Here is an 18,607-nt window from a genome sequence, read left to right as displayed (position 1 = left end):
GCTTTTGTTGACCACCTCTGCTGACCACAGCACCGTTACGTCCGTTTCCAACTCTGCCCCGGCGACCGACGCCACCCGGGAGCAGCTCGCTGCCTCCCCGAGCGAGACCGGCACCGCGCCGGCCGGGACCGCCGCCCAGCCGGCCGAGCCCGCTCCGACGGCGACCGCCGATCCGATCAGCTTCGCCTCCCTCGGCCTGCCCGAGCCGCTGGTCCGCGCGCTGGCCCAGCAGGGCATCACCAGCCCGTTCGAGATCCAGCGGGCCACCGTTCCGGATGCGCTGGCCGGCCGTGACGTGCTCGGCCGTGGGCAGACGGGTTCGGGTAAGACGCTGGCCTTCGGTCTGCCGATGATCGCCCGGCTGGCCAACCGCAACCGGGCCCGGCCGATGCGCCCGCGCGCCCTGGTGCTTGTTCCCACCCGCGAGTTGGCCATGCAGGTCAACGACGCGCTGTTGCCGCTGGGCAAGTCCGTCGGCATCTTCCTCAAGACCGCCGTCGGCGGTGTTCCGTACGACCGTCAGATCGACGCGCTGCGGCGCGGCGTGGAGATCATCGTGGCCACCCCGGGCCGGCTCGGTGACCTGATCGAGCGGGGCATCTGTCAGCTCGACGACGTCGAGGTCACGGTCCTCGACGAGGCCGACCAGATGGCCGACATGGGCTTCCTGCCCGAGGTGACCGACCTGCTGGCGAAGACGCCCGCGAACGGTCAGCGCCTGCTCTTCTCGGCCACCCTGGACGGTGACGTCGACGCGTTGGTCAGGCGGTTCATGACCGACCCGGTGACCCACTCCACGGCGCCGTCCACCGCGTCGGTGTCCACCATGGACCACCACATGCTGTTGATCCCGCCGCACGAGAAGTTCCCGGTGGCGGCCTCGATCGCCGCCCGTGACGGTCGGACCATGGTCTTCGCGCGCACCCAGCTCGGAGTGGACCGACTGGTCGAGCAGCTCGCGGCGGTCGGCGTACGCGCCGGTGGTCTGCATGGCGGCAAGACCCAGCGGATGCGCACCAAGACGCTTGCCGAGTTCCGTGAGGGCCGGATGAACGTGCTGGTCGCCACGGACGTGGCTGCTCGGGGCATCCACGTCGACGGGGTCACCCTGGTGCTGCACGTCGATCCGCCGAAGGACCCCAAGGACTACCTGCACCGCGCAGGGCGTACCGCTCGAGCGGGCGAGTCCGGCGCGGTCGCCACGCTGGTGCTGCCCAAGCAGCGCCGCACCACCCTGGCGATGATGGAGAAGGCCGGCGTCGCGCCGGCCGAGACCCGGGTCCGGGTCGGCGACCCGGCGTTGGCCGAGCTGGTCGGCGCCCGCGAGCCGAGCGGCGTCCCGGTTCGCGTCGAGGCGGAGCCGCGGGGCTACGGCGACCGTTCCGGCGGTTCGCGTCGATTCGACGACCGGTCCGGGGGCCCGCGTAGGTTCGGCGACCGCACGGGCGGCGAGCGCCGCTACGGCGACCGACCCACCGGTGAGCGCCGCTTCGGCGACCGCCCGCAGGGCGACCGGCAGTACGGCGACCGCCCGCAAGGTGAGCGCCGCTTCGGCGACCGCCCGCAGGGCGACCGGCAGTACGGCGACCGCCCCCAGGGCGAGCGCCGCTACGGCGACCGGCCGACCGGCGAGCGAGGCTACGGCGACCGGCCGCAAGGTGAGCGGCGCTACGGCGACCGCCCGCAGGGCGACCGGCAGTACGGCGACCGCCCCCAGGGCGAGCGCCGCTACGGCGACCGGCCGACCGGCGAGCGGGGCTACGGCGACCGGGACACCCGGGGCCACGGCGACCGGCCGCAGGGTGAGCGTCGGTTCGGTGACCGGCCGCAGTTCGGTGACCGGGACGGTCGCGCCGACCGGCCGACCGGCGAGCGGCGCTTCGGCGACCGGGACACCCGGGGCGGCTTCCGTCCGGAGAGTCGTGGTCGGGACGACCGGCCGCGGGACGAGCGACCGCGCGACGACCGGCAGCGCGACGACCGGCGTGGTTTCGGCGGGCGACCGCCGGCACGTACCCACTGATCCACTGATCCACTGATCCACCGAACGCCGTCGCGAAGCCCACGCTTCGCGGCGGCGTTCGCGCATGTGCTGCCTATGCCGACCCGGTCGCGTAACGTCCGGCTCATGCCGACCATGCCGAAGTCGATCTTCTGGTCCCGGACGGACACTGCGGGCAGCGAGCAGGTGCTGCTCGACGACGGCCACGGGTTGGCGGCCCGGGGCACCCTGCTCGCCGTGGATCCGATCCCCTGGACCGCCCGCTACCAGCTCACCACCACGCCGGACTGGACCACCGCCCGCGTCGAGGTCGAGGCCGAAGGGCTGGGCTGGCTGCGCAGAGTGACGCTGGAGCGGGCCGCGGACCGGTGGCGGGTGACCACCGCCGAGCAGGGCGACCTGGACGCCGCGCTGGTCGCGGCCGGTCACCCCCGGGCCGGTCTGCCGGGCACCGATGACCCGGACCGGCTGGCCGACGCGCTCGACGTCGACCTGAGTGGTTCGCCGCTGTTCAACACCCTGCCGGTCCACCGGCTCCGGCTGGCCGCCGAACCGGCCGACCTGGCACACCGGATCACCGTCGCGTGGGTGCTGCTGCCCGGCCTGGAGGTGGTGCCGGCCGAGCAGATCTACACCGGGCTCGGGCCGGGTCGGGTGCGGTTCGCCAGCGGCACCTTCACCGCCGACATCGATCTGGACGACAGCGGCTACGTGGTGCGCTACCCCGGGCTGTCCGAACGGATCGACCCACGCTGAACTGCGCGAACGGTGCTCAGGCGGGCCAGGCGCCGCTGGTCAGGAAGCGTTCGATCGTGGCCAGGTGCGGTGTCAGGTCGAGGCCCTGGGCGGCCACCCAGTCGTCGGCGTAGTAGGTATCGGCGTACCGATCGCCCGGGTCGCAGATCAGGGTGACCACCGAGCCGGTCCGGCCCTCGGCGAGCATCGCGGCGATCAGGCCGAACGCGCCCCACAGGTTGGTGCCGGTGGAGCCGCCGACCCGGCGGCCGAGCACCGCCGAGCCAGCGCGCATGGCGGCCAGCGACGCCGCGTCCGGCACCTGGACCATCCGATCCACCACCGAGGGCAGGAAGGATGCCTCCACGGTGGGACGACCGATCCCCTCGATCCGGGAGCCCTTCCCGGTCCGCACCGACCAGTCGGCGGCCAGCCACGCTGGGTAGAACGCCGAGTTCTCCGGATCGACGACGCAGAGCTTGGTGGGGAGCCGGCGATACCGGGCGTACCGGCCGATGGTCGCGCTGGTGCCCCCGGTGCCGGCACCCACCACGACCCAGGCCGGGATCGGGTGCCGCTCCAACTCCAACTGTGCGTAGATCGACTCGGCGATGTTGTTGTTGCCCCGCCAGTCGGTCGCTCGCTCGGCGTAGGTGAACTGGTCCATGAAGTGCCCGCCGGAGTCCTCGGCGAGCCAGCGGGCCTCGACCACCACGGTCGCGGGGTCGTCCACCAGGTGGCAACGGCCGCCCTGGAACTCGATCTGCGCGATCTTCTCCGGCGAGGTGGAGGCGGGCATCACCGCGATGAACGGCAGCCCGAGCATCCGGGCGAAGTACGCCTCGGAGACCGCAGTGGAGCCCGACGACGCTTCGACGATCGTGGTGCGCGGGCCGATCCAGCCGTTGCAGAGCCCGTAGAGGAACAGCGAGCGGGCCAGCCGGTGCTTCAGCGAGCCGGTGGGGTGCGACGACTCGTCCTTGAGGTAGAGGTCGATCCCCCATTCCCGGGGCAGCGGGAACGGCAGCAGGTGGGTGTCGGCCGAGCGGTTCGCGTCCGCCTCGACGGAGGCGATCGCCTCCGTCACCCAGGTCCGGCTGGCCGCGTCGCACCGGTCGAGATGAGTCACGCCGGAAACGTAGCAAGGAGGCCAGCGGGGGTCAGCGTCGGTCCGGCGACGCGGCTCGGCGGCGCTGGCGGCGTTGACCGGCCCGGCCGGCGGCCTGGACGAGCGGGGTCAGTGCGACGGCCAGCCCGGGCAGGGCGTCCAGCAGACGCACCTGCGCTCCTCGCCAGCGAGGCAGGCTGACCACCGGGCGAGGCCGACGGGCCAGCCGGACTGCCCGGGCAGCCACCCGCTGCGCGGTCAGCATCGATCCGGTGAACGAGGCCACTGCCCCCGGGTCGTCCAGTCGGTCGTGCAGCATGGGAGTCCAGATGCCGTCCGGGCAGAGGCAGGAGATGTGCACCCGCCGGTACCCGGCCATCCGCAGGTCGGACAGGGTGCCGAGGCTGAACGCCAGCAGGGCGTGCTTGCTGGCGGCGTACACCGTCTCGCCGGGCGCGGCGACCAGCCCGGCCAGCGAGACGACGTTGAGCACGTGGCCGTGGCCCTGCCGGCGCATGACGGCCAGCGCGGCGAGGGTGCCGTTCATCGCGCCGAGGGCGTTCACGTCGAGCACCCGGCGGCGGGTCGGGCCGTCGTGCTCCCACGACGGTCCGGTGATCAGGATGCCGGCGTTGTTGACCCAGAGAGCCAGGTCGCCCCGGCTTGCCGCGCTCGCGGCGATGTCGGCGCAGGCGTCCTCGTCCCGGACGTCCAGGACAGCCGACCATCCGCCGAGCGGTGCCGCGGCGGTGGCCACCGCCGCCGCGTCAAGGTCGGTGAGCAGCACCGACCAACCGTCGGCGTGCAACGCGGTGGCGATGGCGCGGCCCAGACCTCCGGCAGCGCCGGTCACCACGGCCACTCGACGTCCCGGCGGGGTCATCGGCGCACGCTACCGCCGGCCGACCGGGCGACACCAGGGGTACGCGGCTCTCAGGCCGCGGGCGGACCGACCGGCTGGGGCCGGTTCTCCCACTTGGTGGAGAGCGCGATGGCGGTGCGCGTGGACGCGACCCCGGGCGTCCGGTTCAGCCGCACGATCAGTTGCTCCAGTTCGGCGATCGTGCCGACCCGCGCCTTGAGCAGGAACGACTCCACGCCGGCCATGAAGTAGCAGGATTCGATCTCGGGCAGCACCCGCAGCGACTCCAGCATGTCGTCGCTGTCGGCACCGGAGTCCTCGACGATGCCGATCAGCGCGGTGACGCCGAGCCCGATCGCCTCCGGGGCCACGTCCGCGCGGTAGCCGCGGACGACGCCGCTGCTCTCCAGCTTGCCGACCCGCTCGTGTACGGCCGGGGCCGAGAGGCCCACCTGTCGGGCCAACTCGGCGTACGAGAGGCGCGCGTTGCTGCGCAGCAGGTCGACGAGGCTCAGGTCGATGGCGTCCACGGAGAGTGACCTTAACCGGTTAGGCGTAACGCGACGCCTTCGGCATCCGTTGGACTGAGCAGTGAGTAACTGTTCACAAACAGACGGTGAAGGCAGGGGTTGCACCAGTAGCATTTACTAACTTCCCAGTCAGTGCATTTTTCGCGTTTGGCGGACAGGCCAGGTCCCTGGTGCTGTAATTGCCATACGTCCCTCATGACGGCTCTGGGCTCGCACCAGCCGGGGGCAGTGTGTTCAGCCAGGGGCTTCGTCGACGCGAGGAGGGGGCTGTGGACACTGGAGATCGCCTGCTGACACCGGGTGAGGTCGCCGCGCTGTTTCGGGTGGACCCGAAGACTGTGACGAGATGGGCGGCGGCCGGCCGGATAGGAAGCATCCGGACTCCAGGCGGGCATCGCCGGTTTCGGGAATCCGAGGTGCGAGCCCTGCTTGAGGGGGAGGGCATGCTGGACGAAGTGGACGAGGTCGGAAAGCCACGCAATGTGGGGCCGGGCGCATCCACGGGGCCGGGTCCGGCCAACGCCGGCATGTACTGAACTGGTGCGGACAAACGCAACGCGGGCCGGACAGCAGTCCGGTCCGCGTCCCACTTCGGCCAACCGGCCGGGCGGCAGCACGACGCGCGTTGGGCAGGCGGCCCGCGCTCGCTGAGCGGACGGCTCAGCTCCGGGCCGCGCCGAGCTGACCGGACCACCTCCGGAACAGGGTGTGCGGGACGCCGAGCGCGTCCAGCACCTTGCCGGCCACGAAGTCGACCAACTGCTGGGCGCTGGCCGTCGCCCCGGCCCCGTAGAAGCCGGGGCTGGCCGGCAGCACCACCGCGCCGGCGTCGTGCAGCGCGATCAGGTGCTCCAGGTGGCTGCGGGTCACCGGTGTCTCCCGGGGGACCACCACCACGGGCCGCCGTTCCTTGAGGTTGACCTCGGCGGCACGCTGCAACAGGTCCTTGGAGAGCCCGATCGCGATCCCCGCGCAGGCTGCCGTGCTGGCCGGGACCACGGCCATCCCCCGTACCCGGTAGGAGCCGCTGCTCGGCCCGGCGGCCAGGTCGCCAGCCGGCCAGTGCCGCACGTCCGCCCCGGTCAGGTCGCGGCCGAGCCAGGCGGTGAGGTCCTCGGCCCAGTGCCCGTCGCGAAACGGCCGACCGGTCTCGTCGAGCAAGGTGAGTCGCGCTGCCCGGGACACGATCAGGTCCACCGGCTCGCCCGCGTCGAGCAGCCCTCCGATGACGGCCGCCGCGTACGGCGTGCCGGATGCCCCGGAGACCCCGACCACCCATGGTTCCCGCATGCCCCCAGCCTGCCTGGTCCGGCTGGTCCGCCGGTGAGCACCCCCGGGATCACCCTTCCGACATGTCCGGCGGGTAGCTAGGCATCCCGTCGACCTGACATGCTGCCGCTGGCGATTCGCACCGGCACCATCTCGCACAGGAGGCATCGGTGACGACCGACGAGATCCTCTGGGCGCTGCGTGCCGAATGTCCGATCCCGTCCCGGCTCTCACCGCACGCCGACCGTGTGCAGGAGTGGCTGCTCGGCTTGCTGCCCGAGCTTGGCCTCCCGCTGGACGACGCGGCGCTGCACCGGCTGGCCCGGGGAGCTTTCGCCCGGTACGCCGGGCGGCTCTACCCGGAGGCGACCGAAGCCGACCTGCGGGTCATGACTGCCCTGTTCACCTGGTTCTTCCTGGTCGATGACGCCTGCGACGGGTCGGACCGACTCATCCCGGAGCAGATCCGGGCACTGCGCAACGGCACGTTGGCGCTGCTGAACGACGGCCCCCGGCTGCGTCAGGCCGGACTGAACGGCCCGCTACGGCGGCTGCTGGTGCTGGCCTGGCGGCAACCGCGCCGCCGGATGCCGTCGCGGTGGCGGCTGCGCTTCGCCGACTCGGTGGCCCGCCACCTCGACGGCACCTGGCGGGAGGCGGTCAACAAGGAGGCCGGCCACCGACCCACCGTCGACGAGTACGTCGAACTACGACGGGCGACCTCGGCGGCGGAGGTGTCGTACTCGCTGGCGGAGTTCGTCAGCGGTCGACCGTTGCCCGACCCGGTCTACCACCACCCGCTGCTGCGCCAGATCGGCCACGTCGGCAACGATCTGCTCTCCTGGTACAACGACCTGGCCTCGCTGGAGCGGGACCGGGCCACCGCCGGCGGGCACAACCTGGTCCTGGCCATGCAGGACGAGCTTGCCGTGCCGTCGACGGAGGCGGTCGAGCGGGCGGCCGAGCGCTGGCGGGAGTCGATGCGGCGTTTCGTCGCGCTGCGGGCCGCGGTGCCGTCGTTCGGCCCGGCGTTGGACGAGGCGGTCACCGACCATCTCGACGGGGTCGCGTACGCCGTCCGCGGCACCATCGACTGGACCTTGGAGAGCGCCCGCTACCCCGCTGGCGCCGCTCGGCCAGCCTCAGGGTCGTAGGTCGAGCCGGATCACCAGGTCGAGCAGGGCGAAGACGAACAGCGCGATGCCGACGAACCCGTTGGCGGTGAAGAACGCCCGGTTGACCTTGCTGAGGTCGGTCGGCGTGACCACCAGGTGCTGGTAGCCGAACGCGACCGCGGTCAACGCGAGCCCGATCCACCAGAGCCAGCCCAGGCCGATCAGCTCGCCGAACCAGACGAACAGCGCGAAGGTCACCACGTGCGCGACCGTGGAGGCGTGCAGCGCGAAGCGCCGACCGTACCGGGCGGGCACGCTGTGCACGCCGATCTCCCGGTCGATCTCGGAATCCTGGCAGGCGTAGATCAGGTCGAAGCCGCCGATCCACAGCCCGACCGCGGCGCCGAGCAGCCAGGCCGGGCCGGAGCCGTTCAGGGTGCCGGTGACCGCCACCCACGCACCGACCGGGCCGACCGCCTGGGCGACCCCGAGGATGGCGTGCGGCCAGTTGGTGAACCGCTTGGCATAGGGGTAGACGACCAGCGGCACCACGGCGAGCGGCGCGAGCACCAGGCAGAGCGGGTTGAGCAGGGCGGCGGCGACCAGGAAGACCACCAACGCGACGGCCGCGCCGGTCCAGGCCGTCCGCACGCTCACCGCCCCGGTCACCAGTTCCCGGCCGGCGGTACGCGGGTTCCGCGCGTCGATCTGCCGATCGAGAATCCGGTTGGCGGCCATCGCGAACGTCCGCGCCCCGACCATCGCGACGGTGATCAGCAGCAGGTCCAGCCAGCCCACCCGGCCGCCGTTGACCTGCATGGCGGCGAGCGCCGAGAGGAACGCGAACGGCAGCGCGAACACGGAGTGCTCGATCTTGACGAGGTCCAGGAAGGCCCGCACCTTCCCCGGCGATCTTGCACTTTCGGTGCCGACGGAAGGGGAGGAAGGGGACGGATCGGGGGCCGAAAGTGCAAGATCGCGGGGGTTGTCGGTGGTGGCCATCAGATCCCGTACTCCTTCCAGCGCTTGTCGACCAGGGAGGTGATCTCCGGACTCATGCGCATCTCCTCCGGCCAACCGCGGGTGTAGCCCTCGGTGGGTAGCTTGCGGGTCGCGTCGACACCCGCCTTGCCGCCCCAGAACTGCTGGTACGACGAGTGGTCGAGGTGGTCCACCGGACCCTCGGTGACCAGCAGGTCGCGCGCGTAGTCGACGTTGCCGAAGGCGCGGAAGGCGACCTCGTTGTAGTTGTGCACGTCGCAGTCCTCGTCGACGATCACGATCAGCTTGGTGAGCGACATCAGGTGTGCGCCCCAGATCGCGTTCATCACCTTCTGGGCGTGCTTCGGGTAGCGCTTGCGGATCGACACGATCGCGCAGTTGTGGAAGACACCGGCGGCCGGCAGGTCGTAGTCGACGATGTCCGGGATCATGAGCTTGAGCAGCGGCTGGAAGATCCGCTCGGTGGCCTTGCCGAGGCCGTGGTCCTCCTGCGGCGGCTGCGAGGTGACGATCGAGTGGTAGACCGGCTTGCGCTGCATGGTCATCGCCTCGATGTGCAGCACGGGGAACGGCTCGACCGGGGTGTAGAACCCGGTGTGGTCGCCGAACGGGCCCTCGGGCAGCCGCTCACCGGGCTCCAGGTAGCCCTCCAGCACGATCTGCGCGTGCGCCGGCACCTGCAACGGCACGGTGAGGCAGTCGACCATCTCCACCCGCTCGCCGCGCAGGAATCCGGCGAACAGGTATTCGTCGATGTCGCCGGGCAGCGGCGCGCTGGCCGCGTACGAGACGACCGGGTCGCAACCGATCGCGATCGCGACCGGCAGTCGCTGCCCGAGCCGCTCGGCGACCGCGTGGTGGGCGGTCGAGTCCTTGTGGATCTGCCAGTGCATGCCCAGGGTGTTGCGGCCGTGCTGCTGCAGTCGGTACAGGCCCAGGTTGCGCTTGCCGGTCTCCGGGTGCTTGGTGTGGGTCAACCCGTAGTTGTGGAAGATCCCACCGTCGCCGGGCCAGACCTGCAGCCCCGGCAGCCGGTCCAGGTCGACGTCGTCGCCCCGGTAGACGACCTCCTGGCAGGGCGCGGTCTTCACCTTGCGCGGCGGCACCGACTTGAGCTGCATGACCTTGCCGAGGCCCTCCCGGATACCGGACCAGCCAACCGGCAGCTCCGGCTTGATCAGCGCGCCGATCCGGGCACCGATCTCGTCGAGCGAGTCGACGCCGAGAGCCATCGCCATCCGCTTCTCGGTGCCGAACAGGTTGATCGCCAACGGCATCTCGCCCCGGGTCGGACGTTCGAAGAGCAACGCCGGGCCACCGGCTCGCACGGTGCGGGTGACCACCTCGCTGATCTCCAGGGTGGGGTCGACCGGGACGTCGACCCGGCGCAGCTCCCCCGCGCGCTCCAGCGCCGCGAGGAAGTCCTTGAGATCGGTGTACGGGAAGCCACGAGCCGCCATGCCGCCCAGTCTCCCGCACCAGGCCTACATCCACCCAAGCCGGGTGCTGTGATGTAAGGAAGCCCCCCGTTTGGCCACGTCGCCCGGTCATGGCGGCCGGGTTATCGGGTAGTCGTGCGGCCGGCGAGACGGGGGCGGCGATGGGCGAGGCACGGGTTCCGGAGGGCTTCACCGAACAGCGGGCGCAGGTCGGTGAAGTCATGATCAACTACGTCCGTGGCGGGCAGGGACCGACGCTCGTGCTGCTGCACGGTTATCCGCAGTGCTGGTACATGTGGCGATCTCTGCTGCCGGCGCTCGCGCGGCACTTCGAGGTGGTGGCGCCCGACCTGCGCGGCTTCGGCGGCAGCGATGCCCCGGGCGGCGGCTACGACAAGAAGACCGTAGCCGCCGACCTGCACGGGCTGCTCGACCAACTCGGCCTGACCGGGGACCTCCGGCTGGTCGGGCACGACCTGGGGACGATGGTGGCGTACGCGTACGCCGCCGCCCACCCCGACCGGGTGCGCCGCCTGGTGCTCAGTGAGGCGCCGATCCCCGACGAGGACGTCTACACGCTTCCGGCGCTCACCTCCGCCGGGCCGGGGGTGTGGAACTTCGGCTTCTTCTCGCTCGGCAACGGCCTGCCGGAACAGGTGGTCACCGGACGCGAGGTGCTCTGGGTGGACAGGTTCACCGACGCCCTGATGGTGCGCAAGGGCAGCATCGCGGCAGCGGGCGTCGAGGAGTACGCGAGCCACCTGCGTGACCCGGCGCACCTGCGGGCCAGCTTCGGCTACTTCCGGGCTTTCGGACAGGACATCGCCGACAACGTGGCGTACCGGGGCACGAGGCTGACCATGCCGGTGCTGGCGATCGGCGCGTCCGCCAGCCTCGGGGCGAAGCTGGCCGAGCAGGTCGGCAGGTACGCCGAGACGGTTCGGGGTGAAGTGGTCGAGGACTGCGGGCACTGGCTGTACGAGGAACGGCCCGAGGAGATGCTCGCCCTGCTGTGTGACTTCCTCCTGCCGGAATGACGACGGGTCGCCGAGGCGGCACGGCTCAGGTCAGGCGGCGGGTGCCCAGGCGTGGGCGGCCAGGGGCGGGTCGAGCGGGGCGCGGGTGAGCCGGTTGGCGAAGGTCGAGATGGTGTACGCCCCGACACCGAGCACCACGTCCAGCGCGTGCCGAGGCTGGTAGCCCGCGGCCAGGAAGTCATCCAACTCGTCGTCGGGCACCGCGCCCCGGTGCTCCAGCACGGCCAGCGTGAACCGGCGCAGCGCCTCCAGCCGTGGCTCGGGCAGGGGCCCGCCGGCGCGCAACGCGGTGATCAGCTCGGTGGTCGCACCGAGCTGGGTGATCTTGCCGGTGTGCAGGGCGACGCAGAAATGGCATTCGTGACTGGTGGAGACCGCCAGGATGACCACCTCCCGCTCCAGCGGTGCCAGGTCGGTCTGCTCGAAGCCCGCGCTGGCGGTGAGGAAGCCGGCGAGCAACTGCGGCGATTCGGCCATCAGCGCCACCGGGGTGGGCAGCCAGCCGAACCGCCCGCGCACTCCCTCGATGGCGCGACGGGCGGCGGTGGGCGCGGTGTCGGCGGTGTGTGCGGTGAAGACGGACACGGTTACCTACTCTCGGAGCATCGATCGAGGGACGCACCCCGTAGGATGGTCAACGTGGTTGACCAAATAGTAAACGTGGTTGTCGAACGTGGCAAGCGCTGACCCCGCGCGTCCCGGCTTCCAGTTGCCGCTCCTGCTGCTGGCCGGCTTCCGGACGCTGATCGACGACCTGCACGCCGAGCTGGCCCGGGAGGGTCATCCGGAGCTGCGACCGTTGCACGGCTTCGTGCTCCAGGCCGTGGGGGTGGACGGCACCACCGCCACCGAGCTGGGCCAGCGGCTGGGCATCTCCAAGCAGGCCGCCGGCAAGACGGTCGACCGGCTGGTCGCCGTCGGCTACCTGGAGCGGATCGACGATCCCCGGGACGCCCGCCGCCGACTGGTCCGGGTGACACCGCGCGGCGCCGACGGGTTACGCCGCTCGGCGGAGATCTTCGATCGGCTGCGCGAGCGCTGGGCCGAGACCCTGGGCCCGGAACGGGTCGACGCCCTTGAGGACGACCTGCGCACGATGGCCGCCGCCAACTGGTTCCGCCTCGACGTGCCGGGCTGGTTCGGCGGCTGACCGTGCCACGAACGCTCGCCCCGTCGCCCGCGCCACCTGCCACCGGCGTCGAGCCTTGATCGACACCAGGTCGCCGATGTGGCGGTTTCCAGGTCGCCGGATACCGCCACATCGCCGACCTGGAGTGGATCAAGCCGTCCAGGGCGAGCGGACGCTGCGCACCCGGCTGACGCCGGGCGTCGACGTCAGCTCAGCCCGCCGTACGAGTGCAGGCCGGTGAAGAAGATGTTCACGCCGAACAGGTTCATCAGCATGGTGAGGAAGCCGAGCACCGCGAGCAAGGTGGCCACGTTCCGCTTGACGCTGGGCGTGGCCCGGGCGTGCAGGTAACCGGCGTACACGACCCAGGAGATGAACGCCCAGGTCTCCTTCGGGTCCCAACCCCACGGCCGACCCCACGCCGCCTCGGCCCAGATGGCACCGGCGATCACCGCGAAGGTGAAGATCGGGAACGCGAAGGCGTGCAGCGCGAAGGTCAGCCGCTCCAGGCCGACCGCACCGGGCAGGCGCTTGGCCAGGGAGTACGGGAAGCTCCCCTTGCCCTGCTCGTACCCGTTGCGCAGCAGGAACCCGACCGCCGGCACCACACCGAGCAGGAAGATGCCGGACGCGAAGACGATGGTCGAGACGTGGATGACGAACCAGTACGAGTTCAGTGCCGGCACCAACGGCACGATCGGCACGTACAGGACCAGCTCGGCGGTGGCGACCAGCAGCACCATCACCAGGGTCAGGAACAGCCCGAGCTTACGCAGCGACGGCCGCTTCCAGAGCACCACCAGCCACGCGGCGACCCCGATGAACGTCACCGTGAGCACGAACTCGTACATGTTGCCCCAGGGCATCCGGTCCGCGGCGAGACCCCGAGTGACCAGCGCCGCCAGGTGCAGCACGGCAGCGACAGCGGTGGCACCCACCGCGATCAGGCCCGCGAGTCGGGCCCGCCCGTTCGACCGACCGTTCGCCTTCGACGGCGGCACCGGCGCGGACGGCGTCGGAACGGGACCGCCGGCACCCACCAGCTCACGGACCGGAGCCGCCACGGCGGTTCGGGTACGCGCGTTGCCCAACGCGTACTCCACGGCATGACCGATCATCGCGACCAGGTACGCCAGGATCGCGAAGGTCACCAGATTGTCGGAGAGTGCGGACATCACTCGGCTCCTTCTCGCACGCCAGCCCGGTCACCTGAGTCAGCGCTCACGCCAGACCGATCGGCACCGCTGACCGCGGCGATGAGCTGGGCGAACTCCTCGGCGAACCCTGGATAGTCGGTGCGCGGCAACCCACCGGCCTCCATCAAGCTACTACCGCCCGTCGGAGATTCTTCCGTGGGGTCGGGCGAGGTCACCCGGAACCACACCCGACGGCGTCGCCCGAACAGCGAGCCCATCAGCCCGACCAGCAGGAAGCCACAGCTGATCAACAGCGGCGTCGCGCCCGGGTCGTGCCGAATGGAGAGCGTCACGTACCGCTCGGTGCCCAGGAACTCGACAGTGGTGCCGTCGTCCAGCGTCCAGGTCTCGCCCTTGCGGAGCAGTTTGGTGCCGACCTCCTTGACCTTCCCGGTCCGCACCTGCCGCTGGTCGAGCTGGTAGATCGAGGTGGGGATGCCCGCGTCCAGGCCCAGGTTGCCCCGGTACGCGACCAGGTTCAGCACCGGGTTGCGTTCGGTCGGATACTGCGAGCGGACCATCGGCGGCTGCTCGGGTGCCGTGGGCAGGTAGATGCCGGTGAACGCCATCTGCTGGTCCGGTGCCCGCTGACCCGTGGCCGGGTCGACGTTGGCGTCCGGGAAGGCCGCCAGCCCTTCGCTGGTCAGGCCCATGTCGCCGGTCGTCAGGAACGGCTCGTCACTGATCTGGCTGTTGCCGAAACGGTCGGTGTAGCGGATCACCGGGGCGTATCCGTGGCCGAGCAGGTAGACGCTCGCGTCGTTCAGGCGCAGCGGCGCGTTCACCGAGAAGTTCGCGCTGCGGGTGGGCTCGTCCGGGCCGTCGACGGTGACCGTGGCATTGAAGAACTCCGGCTGGCCGCTGTCGAGGAACCGGGCCTGGAAGTCGTCCAGCCGCAGGCAGAAGCGGGGCAGGTCCGCGCTGTCCACCCGGGGGCCGAGTTTCGCCTCGGCGTACTGCTGCCGGGTGTTGCAGAACGAGTTGTCCGCGCCGGCCACCAGCAGCCGGTTGCCGCTCCACCCGTACCACGAGCCGAGCCCGACGCCGATCAGCACCGCGATGAGCGAGGTGTGGAACAGCAGGTTGCCGGTCTCCTTGAGGTAGCCCTTCTCGGCGGAGACCTCGTCGCCACGCACCTCGACACGCCAGCGGCGCTTGCGCAGCACCTCGGCAACCGCCGCCGCGCCACCGGGCGGGGCGGGCAGCACGGTGTGCTGCGGCAGCCGTGCCATCCGCTTCGGCGCGGCCGGCGGACGGGACCGCAGCGCCCGGATGTGATCGCGCAGCCGGGGCGTGATGCAGCCGATCAGGGACGTGAACAGCAGCAGGTAGATCGCGGAGAACCAGACCGAGCCGAAGACCTCGAACGCGCCGATCCGGTCCAGCCGGGGGGCCCAGTCCGGGTGGTCGACGAAGTACTGGTTGACCTTCTCCGGGCTGATCCCCCGCTGCGGCAGCACCGAACCGGGAATGGCGGCGACCGCGAGCAGGAAGAGCAGGATCAGCGCCGTACGCATGCTGGTGAGCTGCCGCCACGAGTTGCGCAGCAGCGCCAGCAGCCGGTTGGGTCGGCGCCGAGGCGCCGGGGCCACGGTCTCCGGCCGGTCGTCGACAACCGTCATCAGATGCTCACCTCGCCCACCCCGACGGTGGTCTGCAACCAGATCACGAAGCTCTGCCATCCGCCGGTGACCAGCGCCAGGCCGATCAGGATGAGCAGGGCGCCGCCGACCCGGGTGACCCAGCGGCTGTTGCGCCGGACGGCGCGGAAGACCCCGAGCAGGCGCTCGAAGCCCAGCCCGAAGACGACGAACGGTATCCCCAACCCGAGGCAGTACGCCACGGCGAGCACCACGGCGCGGTCGCTCTGGCCGCTCGTGGCGGCCATGCCCATCACCGCGCCGAGCGTGGGGCCGGTGCAGGGCACCCAACTGAGTGCGAAGACCGCGCCGAAGACCGGTGCGCCGAGCAGCCCGGCCGACGGCAGCCGGGAGATCCGGAACTCGCGTTGCAGGGCGGGAATCATCCCGAGGTAGCCCAGACCGAGCACGATGATCAGCGCGCCGACGCCGATCTGCAGCTCGCGCTTGTAGTCGAAGAAGACCCGGCCGATGCCGGCGAACAGGATCGCGGTGGCGACGAAGACGACTGTGAAGCCGGCGATGAAGAGCAGCGTCCCGGCGAGCACCCGACCCTTGACGGCACCGACCCGAGCGATCCGCTCCCGTACGGCGACGCCCCCACCGTCGCGCTGGGCGGCAGCGTCGAGCGGCGCACCCGGCGTCGCCGAGACACCCTTTTTCGCACTGCCTTCGAGGTCGGCGCCGGCCAGGCCGGTGACGTACGAGAGGTAGCCGGGAACCAGTGGGAGCACGCACGGGGAGAGGAAGCTGACCAGGCCGGCGAGCACCGCCGCGCCGATGGCGAGCAGCAGCGGCCCGCTCAGGGCCAGCTCCTTGAAGGTCTCGCCCATCAGCTCGACGCCGGTTTCTCGGCCGCGATCCGTTCGACGATCGGCCTCAGCTCGTCCTGCGTCACGGCGCGACGGATCACCACGGCGATCCGACCGTCACGGTCGAGGACCACTGTCGCCGGGACGGTGTTCGGCGGGATGTCCAGGTCGAGCGCCAGCCGGCTGGACGGGTCGAACAGGCTCGGATAGGTGACCCGGCCCTCCTCGAACGCCTTGGCCTTGTCCCGTGAGTCCTGGACGTTGATGCCGAGGAAGCTCACCCCGGAGCCCTTGGTGGCCTGGTAGGTGGCCTCCAGGTCGTCGGCCTCGGCCCGGCAGGGCGGGCACCAGGAACCCCAGAAGTTGACGACCGCGACCTGGCCCCGGGCCTGGCTGACGTCGTAGGTGCCGCCGGCGAGCAGCTCACCCGCGAGCTTCGGGGGTGCCGAGCGCTGGTCCGGGGCGCACTCGAAGATCCCGTCGGTGGTGGTCGTGCAGGTCTTCTCCTGCCCCTTCGACGTGCAGCCGGCCAGCGCCACCGCGGCGACGGTGGCGAGCAGACCGGCGGTCCACCTCCGGGCGTTCATCAGGCCCCCTTGGCCGTCCGGGCGGTCGCGGAGAGAGCGATCAGGTGCGCTGCCGGCTCGCTGTAGCCGATGCCCACCACCTTCGCGCCGTCGAAGTGGAACGAGGTGAGGCTCGCCAGCCCGCACTGCCGCTTGCGCGGGTCGTGCCAGAGCCGCTTGCGCTCGACGTAGCGGCGCAGCGTCCAGATCGGGAGCTGGTGCGACACCAGCACCGCCTCGCGCCCCTCGGCGGCGACCCGTGCGGCGTGCACAGCCGCGAACATCCGCTCGGCGATCACCCGGTACGCCTCGCCCCAGGACGGGGTCACCGGGTCGCGCAGCACCCACCAGTTACGCGGGTCGCGGAACGACCCGTCACCCGGGGACACCTTCTTGCCCTCGAACCAGTTGGCGCTCTCGATCAGCCGCTCGTCCACCCCGACCGGCAACCCGAACTGGGCGGCAATGGGCTCGGCGGTCTGCTGGGCGCGCTCCAACGGGCTGGCCACCACGTGCACGACCTCCCGCTCGGCCAGGCCCTGCGCGGCGGCCTTGGCCATCTGCACGCCGAGTTCGGAGAGGCGGAAACCGGGCAGCCGACCGTAGAGAATCTGGCCGGGGTTGTACACCTCGCCGTGCCGGAGCACGTGGACCACCGTCTTACTCAAGGTTTTTTACCCCCCGTGACCAGCCGCTGCCGCCGCGTTCGCCGCCGTGGGCAGCGCGTCGGCGATGTGCTCCAGAGCGGCGTCGTCGATCGCCGCCGACACGAACCACGACTCGAACGCGCTCGGCGGCAGGTAGACGCCAGCGGCGAGCATCGCGTGGAAGAACGCCTTGAACGCCGGCACCTGCTGGGTGCGGGCGCTGTCGTAGTCGACCACGTCGGCGTCGGTGAAGAAGATCGAGAACATGCTGCCCGCGTACGACAGTCGGTGCGGGACCCCGGCGGCGGCCAGCGCGTCGGACGCCAGCTTGCCCACGGCGGCGGCCGTGGAGTCGAGGCGGTGGTACAGCGCGTCGTCGGCGAGCCGAAGTGTGGCCAGGCCGGCGGCGCAGGCGAGCGGGTTACCGGAGAGCGTGCCGGCCTGGTAGACCGGGCCGGCCGGGGCGAGTCGCGCCATGATGTCCGCACGCCCGCCGAACGCGGCGGCGGGTAGGCCACCGCCCATGACCTTGCCGTACGTCCACAGGTCGGCGTCGGAGGGGTCGAGGCCGTGCCACCCGGCGCGGGAGACCCGGAACCCGGTCATCACCTCGTCCACGACCAGCAGGGCGCCGTGCGCGTGCGCGATCCGGGCGAGCTGCTGGTTGAAACCGTCGCGGGGTGCCACCACGCCCATGTTGCCGGCGGCAGCTTCGGTGATCACCGCGGCGATGTGCGGGCCCTCGGCGGCGAAGGCCTCCTCGACGGCCCGGATGTCGTTGTACGGAAGCACGATCGTCTCGCTGGCCGCCGCCCCGGTCACGCCGGGCGAGTCGGGCAGGCCCAGGGTGGCCACGCCGGACCCGGCGGAGGCGAGCAGCGCGTCGACGTGCCCGTGGTAGCACCCGGCGAACTTGACGATCTTCGATCGGCCGGTGAAGCCGCGGGCCAGCCGGATCGCCGACATGGTCGCCTCGGTGCCGGAGTTGACCAGGCGGACCTGCTCCATCGGGGTCCGGGCAACGAGTTCGGTGGCCAACTCCACCTCGCCCGGGGTGGGAGTGCCGAAGCTGGTGCCCAGGGCGGCGGCGGCCTGAACGGCGTCCACCACCTCCGGGTGGGCGTGCCCGAGGATCAGCGGACCCCAGGAGCAGACCAGGTCGACGTAGCGGCGGCCATCGGCGTCGAACAGCCACGGACCCTCGCCACGAACCATGAAGCGTGGGCTGCCGCCGACTGCCTGGAAGGCGCGCACGGGGGAGTTGACCCCGCCCGGCACGATGGCGCGGGCGCGGTCGAACAGGGCCTCGGAGGCCGGCGCTTCGGCCGGGTAACGGCCGGATCCGGCTGGAAAGATGTCGGTCACGATGCCGCCATTGTGTCAGCGCCGGACGGTCAACCAGCACCCACCCCGCGCCGGGGTTACCGGGCTCACCCACGGTCGGTGCCAGCCAGCAGCGGCGACGCGAAACCAAGGCGACGGCTCGTGACCTCGGCGGGCGCGGCTCGCGACTTGGCC

General features: G+C 71.3%; 19 protein-coding genes. 6 read left to right on the top strand and 13 right to left on the bottom strand.

Annotation, left to right across the window (positions count from 1 at the left end; translation table 11 throughout):
• The first annotated feature begins 175 nt into the window (after window positions 1–175).
• Window positions 176–2,023, top strand: a complete 1,848-nt coding sequence (locus tag JOD64_RS15980; RefSeq protein WP_204946080.1) for a DEAD/DEAH box helicase — start codon at window positions 176–178, stop codon at window positions 2,021–2,023.
• A 114-nt stretch (window positions 2,024–2,137) separates the two neighbouring features.
• Window positions 2,138–2,758, top strand: coding sequence for a putative glycolipid-binding domain-containing protein (locus JOD64_RS15975; RefSeq protein ID WP_204946079.1), 621 nt, complete (start codon window positions 2,138–2,140; stop codon window positions 2,756–2,758).
• Window positions 2,759–2,774: 16 nt separating this feature from the next.
• On the opposite strand, the gene cds1 is transcribed toward JOD64_RS15975, so the two are convergent.
• Genes cds1 through JOD64_RS15960 form a run of 3 tightly spaced genes read right to left on the bottom strand, consistent with a single transcriptional unit; the run spans window position 2,775 to window position 5,237 of the window.
• The gene (gene cds1, locus JOD64_RS15970; protein WP_204942956.1) at window positions 2,775–3,866 is read right to left on the bottom strand and encodes an L-cysteine desulfhydrase Cds1; all 1,092 of its coding nucleotides are present in this window, start codon (window positions 3,864–3,866) and stop codon (window positions 2,775–2,777) included.
• 31 nt (window positions 3,867–3,897) lie between these two features.
• Window positions 3,898–4,728: an SDR family oxidoreductase gene (locus JOD64_RS15965; RefSeq protein WP_204942955.1), complete on the bottom strand. Its 831-nt coding sequence runs from the start codon at window positions 4,726–4,728 to the stop codon at window positions 3,898–3,900.
• 50 nt (window positions 4,729–4,778) lie between these two features.
• Entirely contained in the window at window positions 4,779–5,237 is a 459-nt protein-coding gene (locus JOD64_RS15960) for an Lrp/AsnC family transcriptional regulator (protein WP_110566671.1), read from the bottom strand.
• A gap of 269 nt (window positions 5,238–5,506) precedes the next feature.
• Here JOD64_RS15960 and JOD64_RS15955 point away from each other — a divergent pair, with 269 nt between their 5' ends.
• Window positions 5,507–5,773: a BldC family transcriptional regulator gene (locus JOD64_RS15955; protein ID WP_204942954.1), complete on the top strand. Its 267-nt coding sequence runs from the start codon at window positions 5,507–5,509 to the stop codon at window positions 5,771–5,773.
• A gap of 124 nt (window positions 5,774–5,897) precedes the next feature.
• Here JOD64_RS15955 and JOD64_RS15950 read toward each other — a convergent pair whose 3' ends face one another.
• Window positions 5,898–6,527, bottom strand: a complete 630-nt coding sequence (locus tag JOD64_RS15950) for a UbiX family flavin prenyltransferase (protein WP_204942953.1) — start codon at window positions 6,525–6,527, stop codon at window positions 5,898–5,900.
• A 149-nt stretch (window positions 6,528–6,676) separates the two neighbouring features.
• On the opposite strand from JOD64_RS15950, the gene JOD64_RS15945 reads away from it, so the two are divergent.
• Window positions 6,677–7,660: a terpene synthase family protein gene (locus JOD64_RS15945; RefSeq protein ID WP_204942952.1), complete on the top strand. Its 984-nt coding sequence runs from the start codon at window positions 6,677–6,679 to the stop codon at window positions 7,658–7,660.
• Here the strand turns inward: JOD64_RS15945 and mqnP are convergent.
• Together mqnP and JOD64_RS15935 are read right to left on the bottom strand one after the other, a co-directional pair.
• Window positions 7,649–8,623, bottom strand: a complete 975-nt coding sequence (gene mqnP / locus JOD64_RS15940) for a menaquinone biosynthesis prenyltransferase MqnP (protein WP_204942951.1) — start codon at window positions 8,621–8,623, stop codon at window positions 7,649–7,651. The genes JOD64_RS15945 and mqnP overlap by 12 nt on opposite strands.
• Window positions 8,623–10,083 (bottom strand): menaquinone biosynthesis decarboxylase, encoded by a 1,461-nt coding sequence (locus tag JOD64_RS15935; protein WP_204942950.1) that lies wholly within the window; start codon window positions 10,081–10,083, stop codon window positions 8,623–8,625. The genes mqnP and JOD64_RS15935 overlap by 1 nt, the downstream gene beginning before the upstream one ends.
• A gap of 140 nt (window positions 10,084–10,223) precedes the next feature.
• Here JOD64_RS15935 and JOD64_RS15930 point away from each other — a divergent pair, with 140 nt between their 5' ends.
• Window positions 10,224–11,099, top strand: a complete 876-nt coding sequence (locus tag JOD64_RS15930) for an alpha/beta fold hydrolase (RefSeq protein WP_204942949.1) — start codon at window positions 10,224–10,226, stop codon at window positions 11,097–11,099.
• A 30-nt stretch (window positions 11,100–11,129) separates the two neighbouring features.
• Here the strand turns inward: JOD64_RS15930 and JOD64_RS15925 are convergent, their stop codons facing one another.
• The gene (locus JOD64_RS15925; RefSeq protein ID WP_204942948.1) at window positions 11,130–11,684 is read right to left on the bottom strand and encodes a carboxymuconolactone decarboxylase family protein; all 555 of its coding nucleotides are present in this window, start codon (window positions 11,682–11,684) and stop codon (window positions 11,130–11,132) included.
• 88 nt (window positions 11,685–11,772) lie between these two features.
• Between JOD64_RS15925 and JOD64_RS15920 the strand changes: the two genes are divergently transcribed.
• Entirely contained in the window at window positions 11,773–12,249 is a 477-nt protein-coding gene (locus tag JOD64_RS15920; RefSeq protein WP_204942947.1) for a MarR family winged helix-turn-helix transcriptional regulator, read from the top strand.
• Between the two features lie 185 nt (window positions 12,250–12,434).
• Here JOD64_RS15920 and ccsB read toward each other — a convergent pair whose 3' ends face one another.
• Genes ccsB through hemL form a run of 6 tightly spaced genes read right to left on the bottom strand, consistent with a single transcriptional unit; the run spans window position 12,435 to window position 18,454 of the window.
• Complete coding sequence (ccsB, locus tag JOD64_RS15915; protein WP_204942946.1) at window positions 12,435–13,403, bottom strand: c-type cytochrome biogenesis protein CcsB; 969 nt, start codon at window positions 13,401–13,403, stop codon at window positions 12,435–12,437.
• Window positions 13,403–15,046, bottom strand: a complete 1,644-nt coding sequence (resB, locus tag JOD64_RS15910) for a cytochrome c biogenesis protein ResB (RefSeq protein WP_204942945.1) — start codon at window positions 15,044–15,046, stop codon at window positions 13,403–13,405. The genes ccsB and resB overlap by 1 nt, the downstream gene beginning before the upstream one ends.
• Window positions 15,046–15,897, bottom strand: a complete 852-nt coding sequence (locus JOD64_RS15905; RefSeq protein WP_204942944.1) for a cytochrome c biogenesis CcdA family protein — start codon at window positions 15,895–15,897, stop codon at window positions 15,046–15,048. Before JOD64_RS15905 ends, resB begins: the two co-directional genes overlap by 1 nt.
• Entirely contained in the window at window positions 15,897–16,463 is a 567-nt protein-coding gene (locus JOD64_RS15900) for a TlpA family protein disulfide reductase (RefSeq protein ID WP_204942943.1), read from the bottom strand. The genes JOD64_RS15905 and JOD64_RS15900 overlap by 1 nt, the downstream gene beginning before the upstream one ends.
• Complete coding sequence (locus tag JOD64_RS15895) at window positions 16,463–17,110, bottom strand: histidine phosphatase family protein (RefSeq protein WP_239559536.1); 648 nt, start codon at window positions 17,108–17,110, stop codon at window positions 16,463–16,465. The genes JOD64_RS15900 and JOD64_RS15895 overlap by 1 nt, the downstream gene beginning before the upstream one ends.
• Window positions 17,111–17,116: 6 nt before the next feature.
• Window positions 17,117–18,454, bottom strand: coding sequence for a glutamate-1-semialdehyde 2,1-aminomutase (gene hemL, locus JOD64_RS15890; RefSeq protein WP_204942942.1), 1,338 nt, complete (start codon window positions 18,452–18,454; stop codon window positions 17,117–17,119).
• Between the last annotated feature and the right edge of the window lie 153 nt (window positions 18,455–18,607).

Origin of the sequence: Micromonospora luteifusca (genome assembly GCF_016907275.1) — a bacterium.
Classification (GTDB): domain Bacteria; phylum Actinomycetota; class Actinomycetes; order Mycobacteriales; family Micromonosporaceae; genus Micromonospora; species Micromonospora luteifusca.
Note: the sequence above shows the minus strand (reverse complement) of the source record. Positions and strands in the feature narration are given on the sequence as shown.

What these genes read in the sequence shown, in the direction of transcription:
- JOD64_RS15975 (WP_204946079.1), top strand. Translation starts at nt 2,138, where the DNA reads ATGCCGAAGTCGATCTTCTGGTCCCGGACGGACACTGCGGGCAGCGAG.
- JOD64_RS15965 (WP_204942955.1), bottom strand. Translation starts at nt 4,728, where the DNA reads ATGACCCCGCCGGGACGTCGAGTGGCCGTGGTGACCGGCGCTGCCGGA.
- JOD64_RS15950 (WP_204942953.1), bottom strand. Translation starts at nt 6,527, where the DNA reads ATGCGGGAACCATGGGTGGTCGGGGTCTCCGGGGCATCCGGCACGCCG.
- mqnP (WP_204942951.1), bottom strand. Translation starts at nt 8,623, where the DNA reads ATGGCCACCACCGACAACCCCCGCGATCTTGCACTTTCGGCCCCCGAT.
- JOD64_RS15935 (WP_204942950.1), bottom strand. Translation starts at nt 10,083, where the DNA reads ATGGCGGCTCGTGGCTTCCCGTACACCGATCTCAAGGACTTCCTCGCG.
- JOD64_RS15930 (WP_204942949.1), top strand. Translation starts at nt 10,224, where the DNA reads ATGGGCGAGGCACGGGTTCCGGAGGGCTTCACCGAACAGCGGGCGCAG.
- ccsB (WP_204942946.1), bottom strand. Translation starts at nt 13,403, where the DNA reads ATGTCCGCACTCTCCGACAATCTGGTGACCTTCGCGATCCTGGCGTAC.
- resB (WP_204942945.1), bottom strand. Translation starts at nt 15,046, where the DNA reads ATGACGGTTGTCGACGACCGGCCGGAGACCGTGGCCCCGGCGCCTCGG.
- JOD64_RS15905 (WP_204942944.1), bottom strand. Translation starts at nt 15,897, where the DNA reads ATGGGCGAGACCTTCAAGGAGCTGGCCCTGAGCGGGCCGCTGCTGCTC.
- JOD64_RS15900 (WP_204942943.1), bottom strand. Translation starts at nt 16,463, where the DNA reads ATGAACGCCCGGAGGTGGACCGCCGGTCTGCTCGCCACCGTCGCCGCG.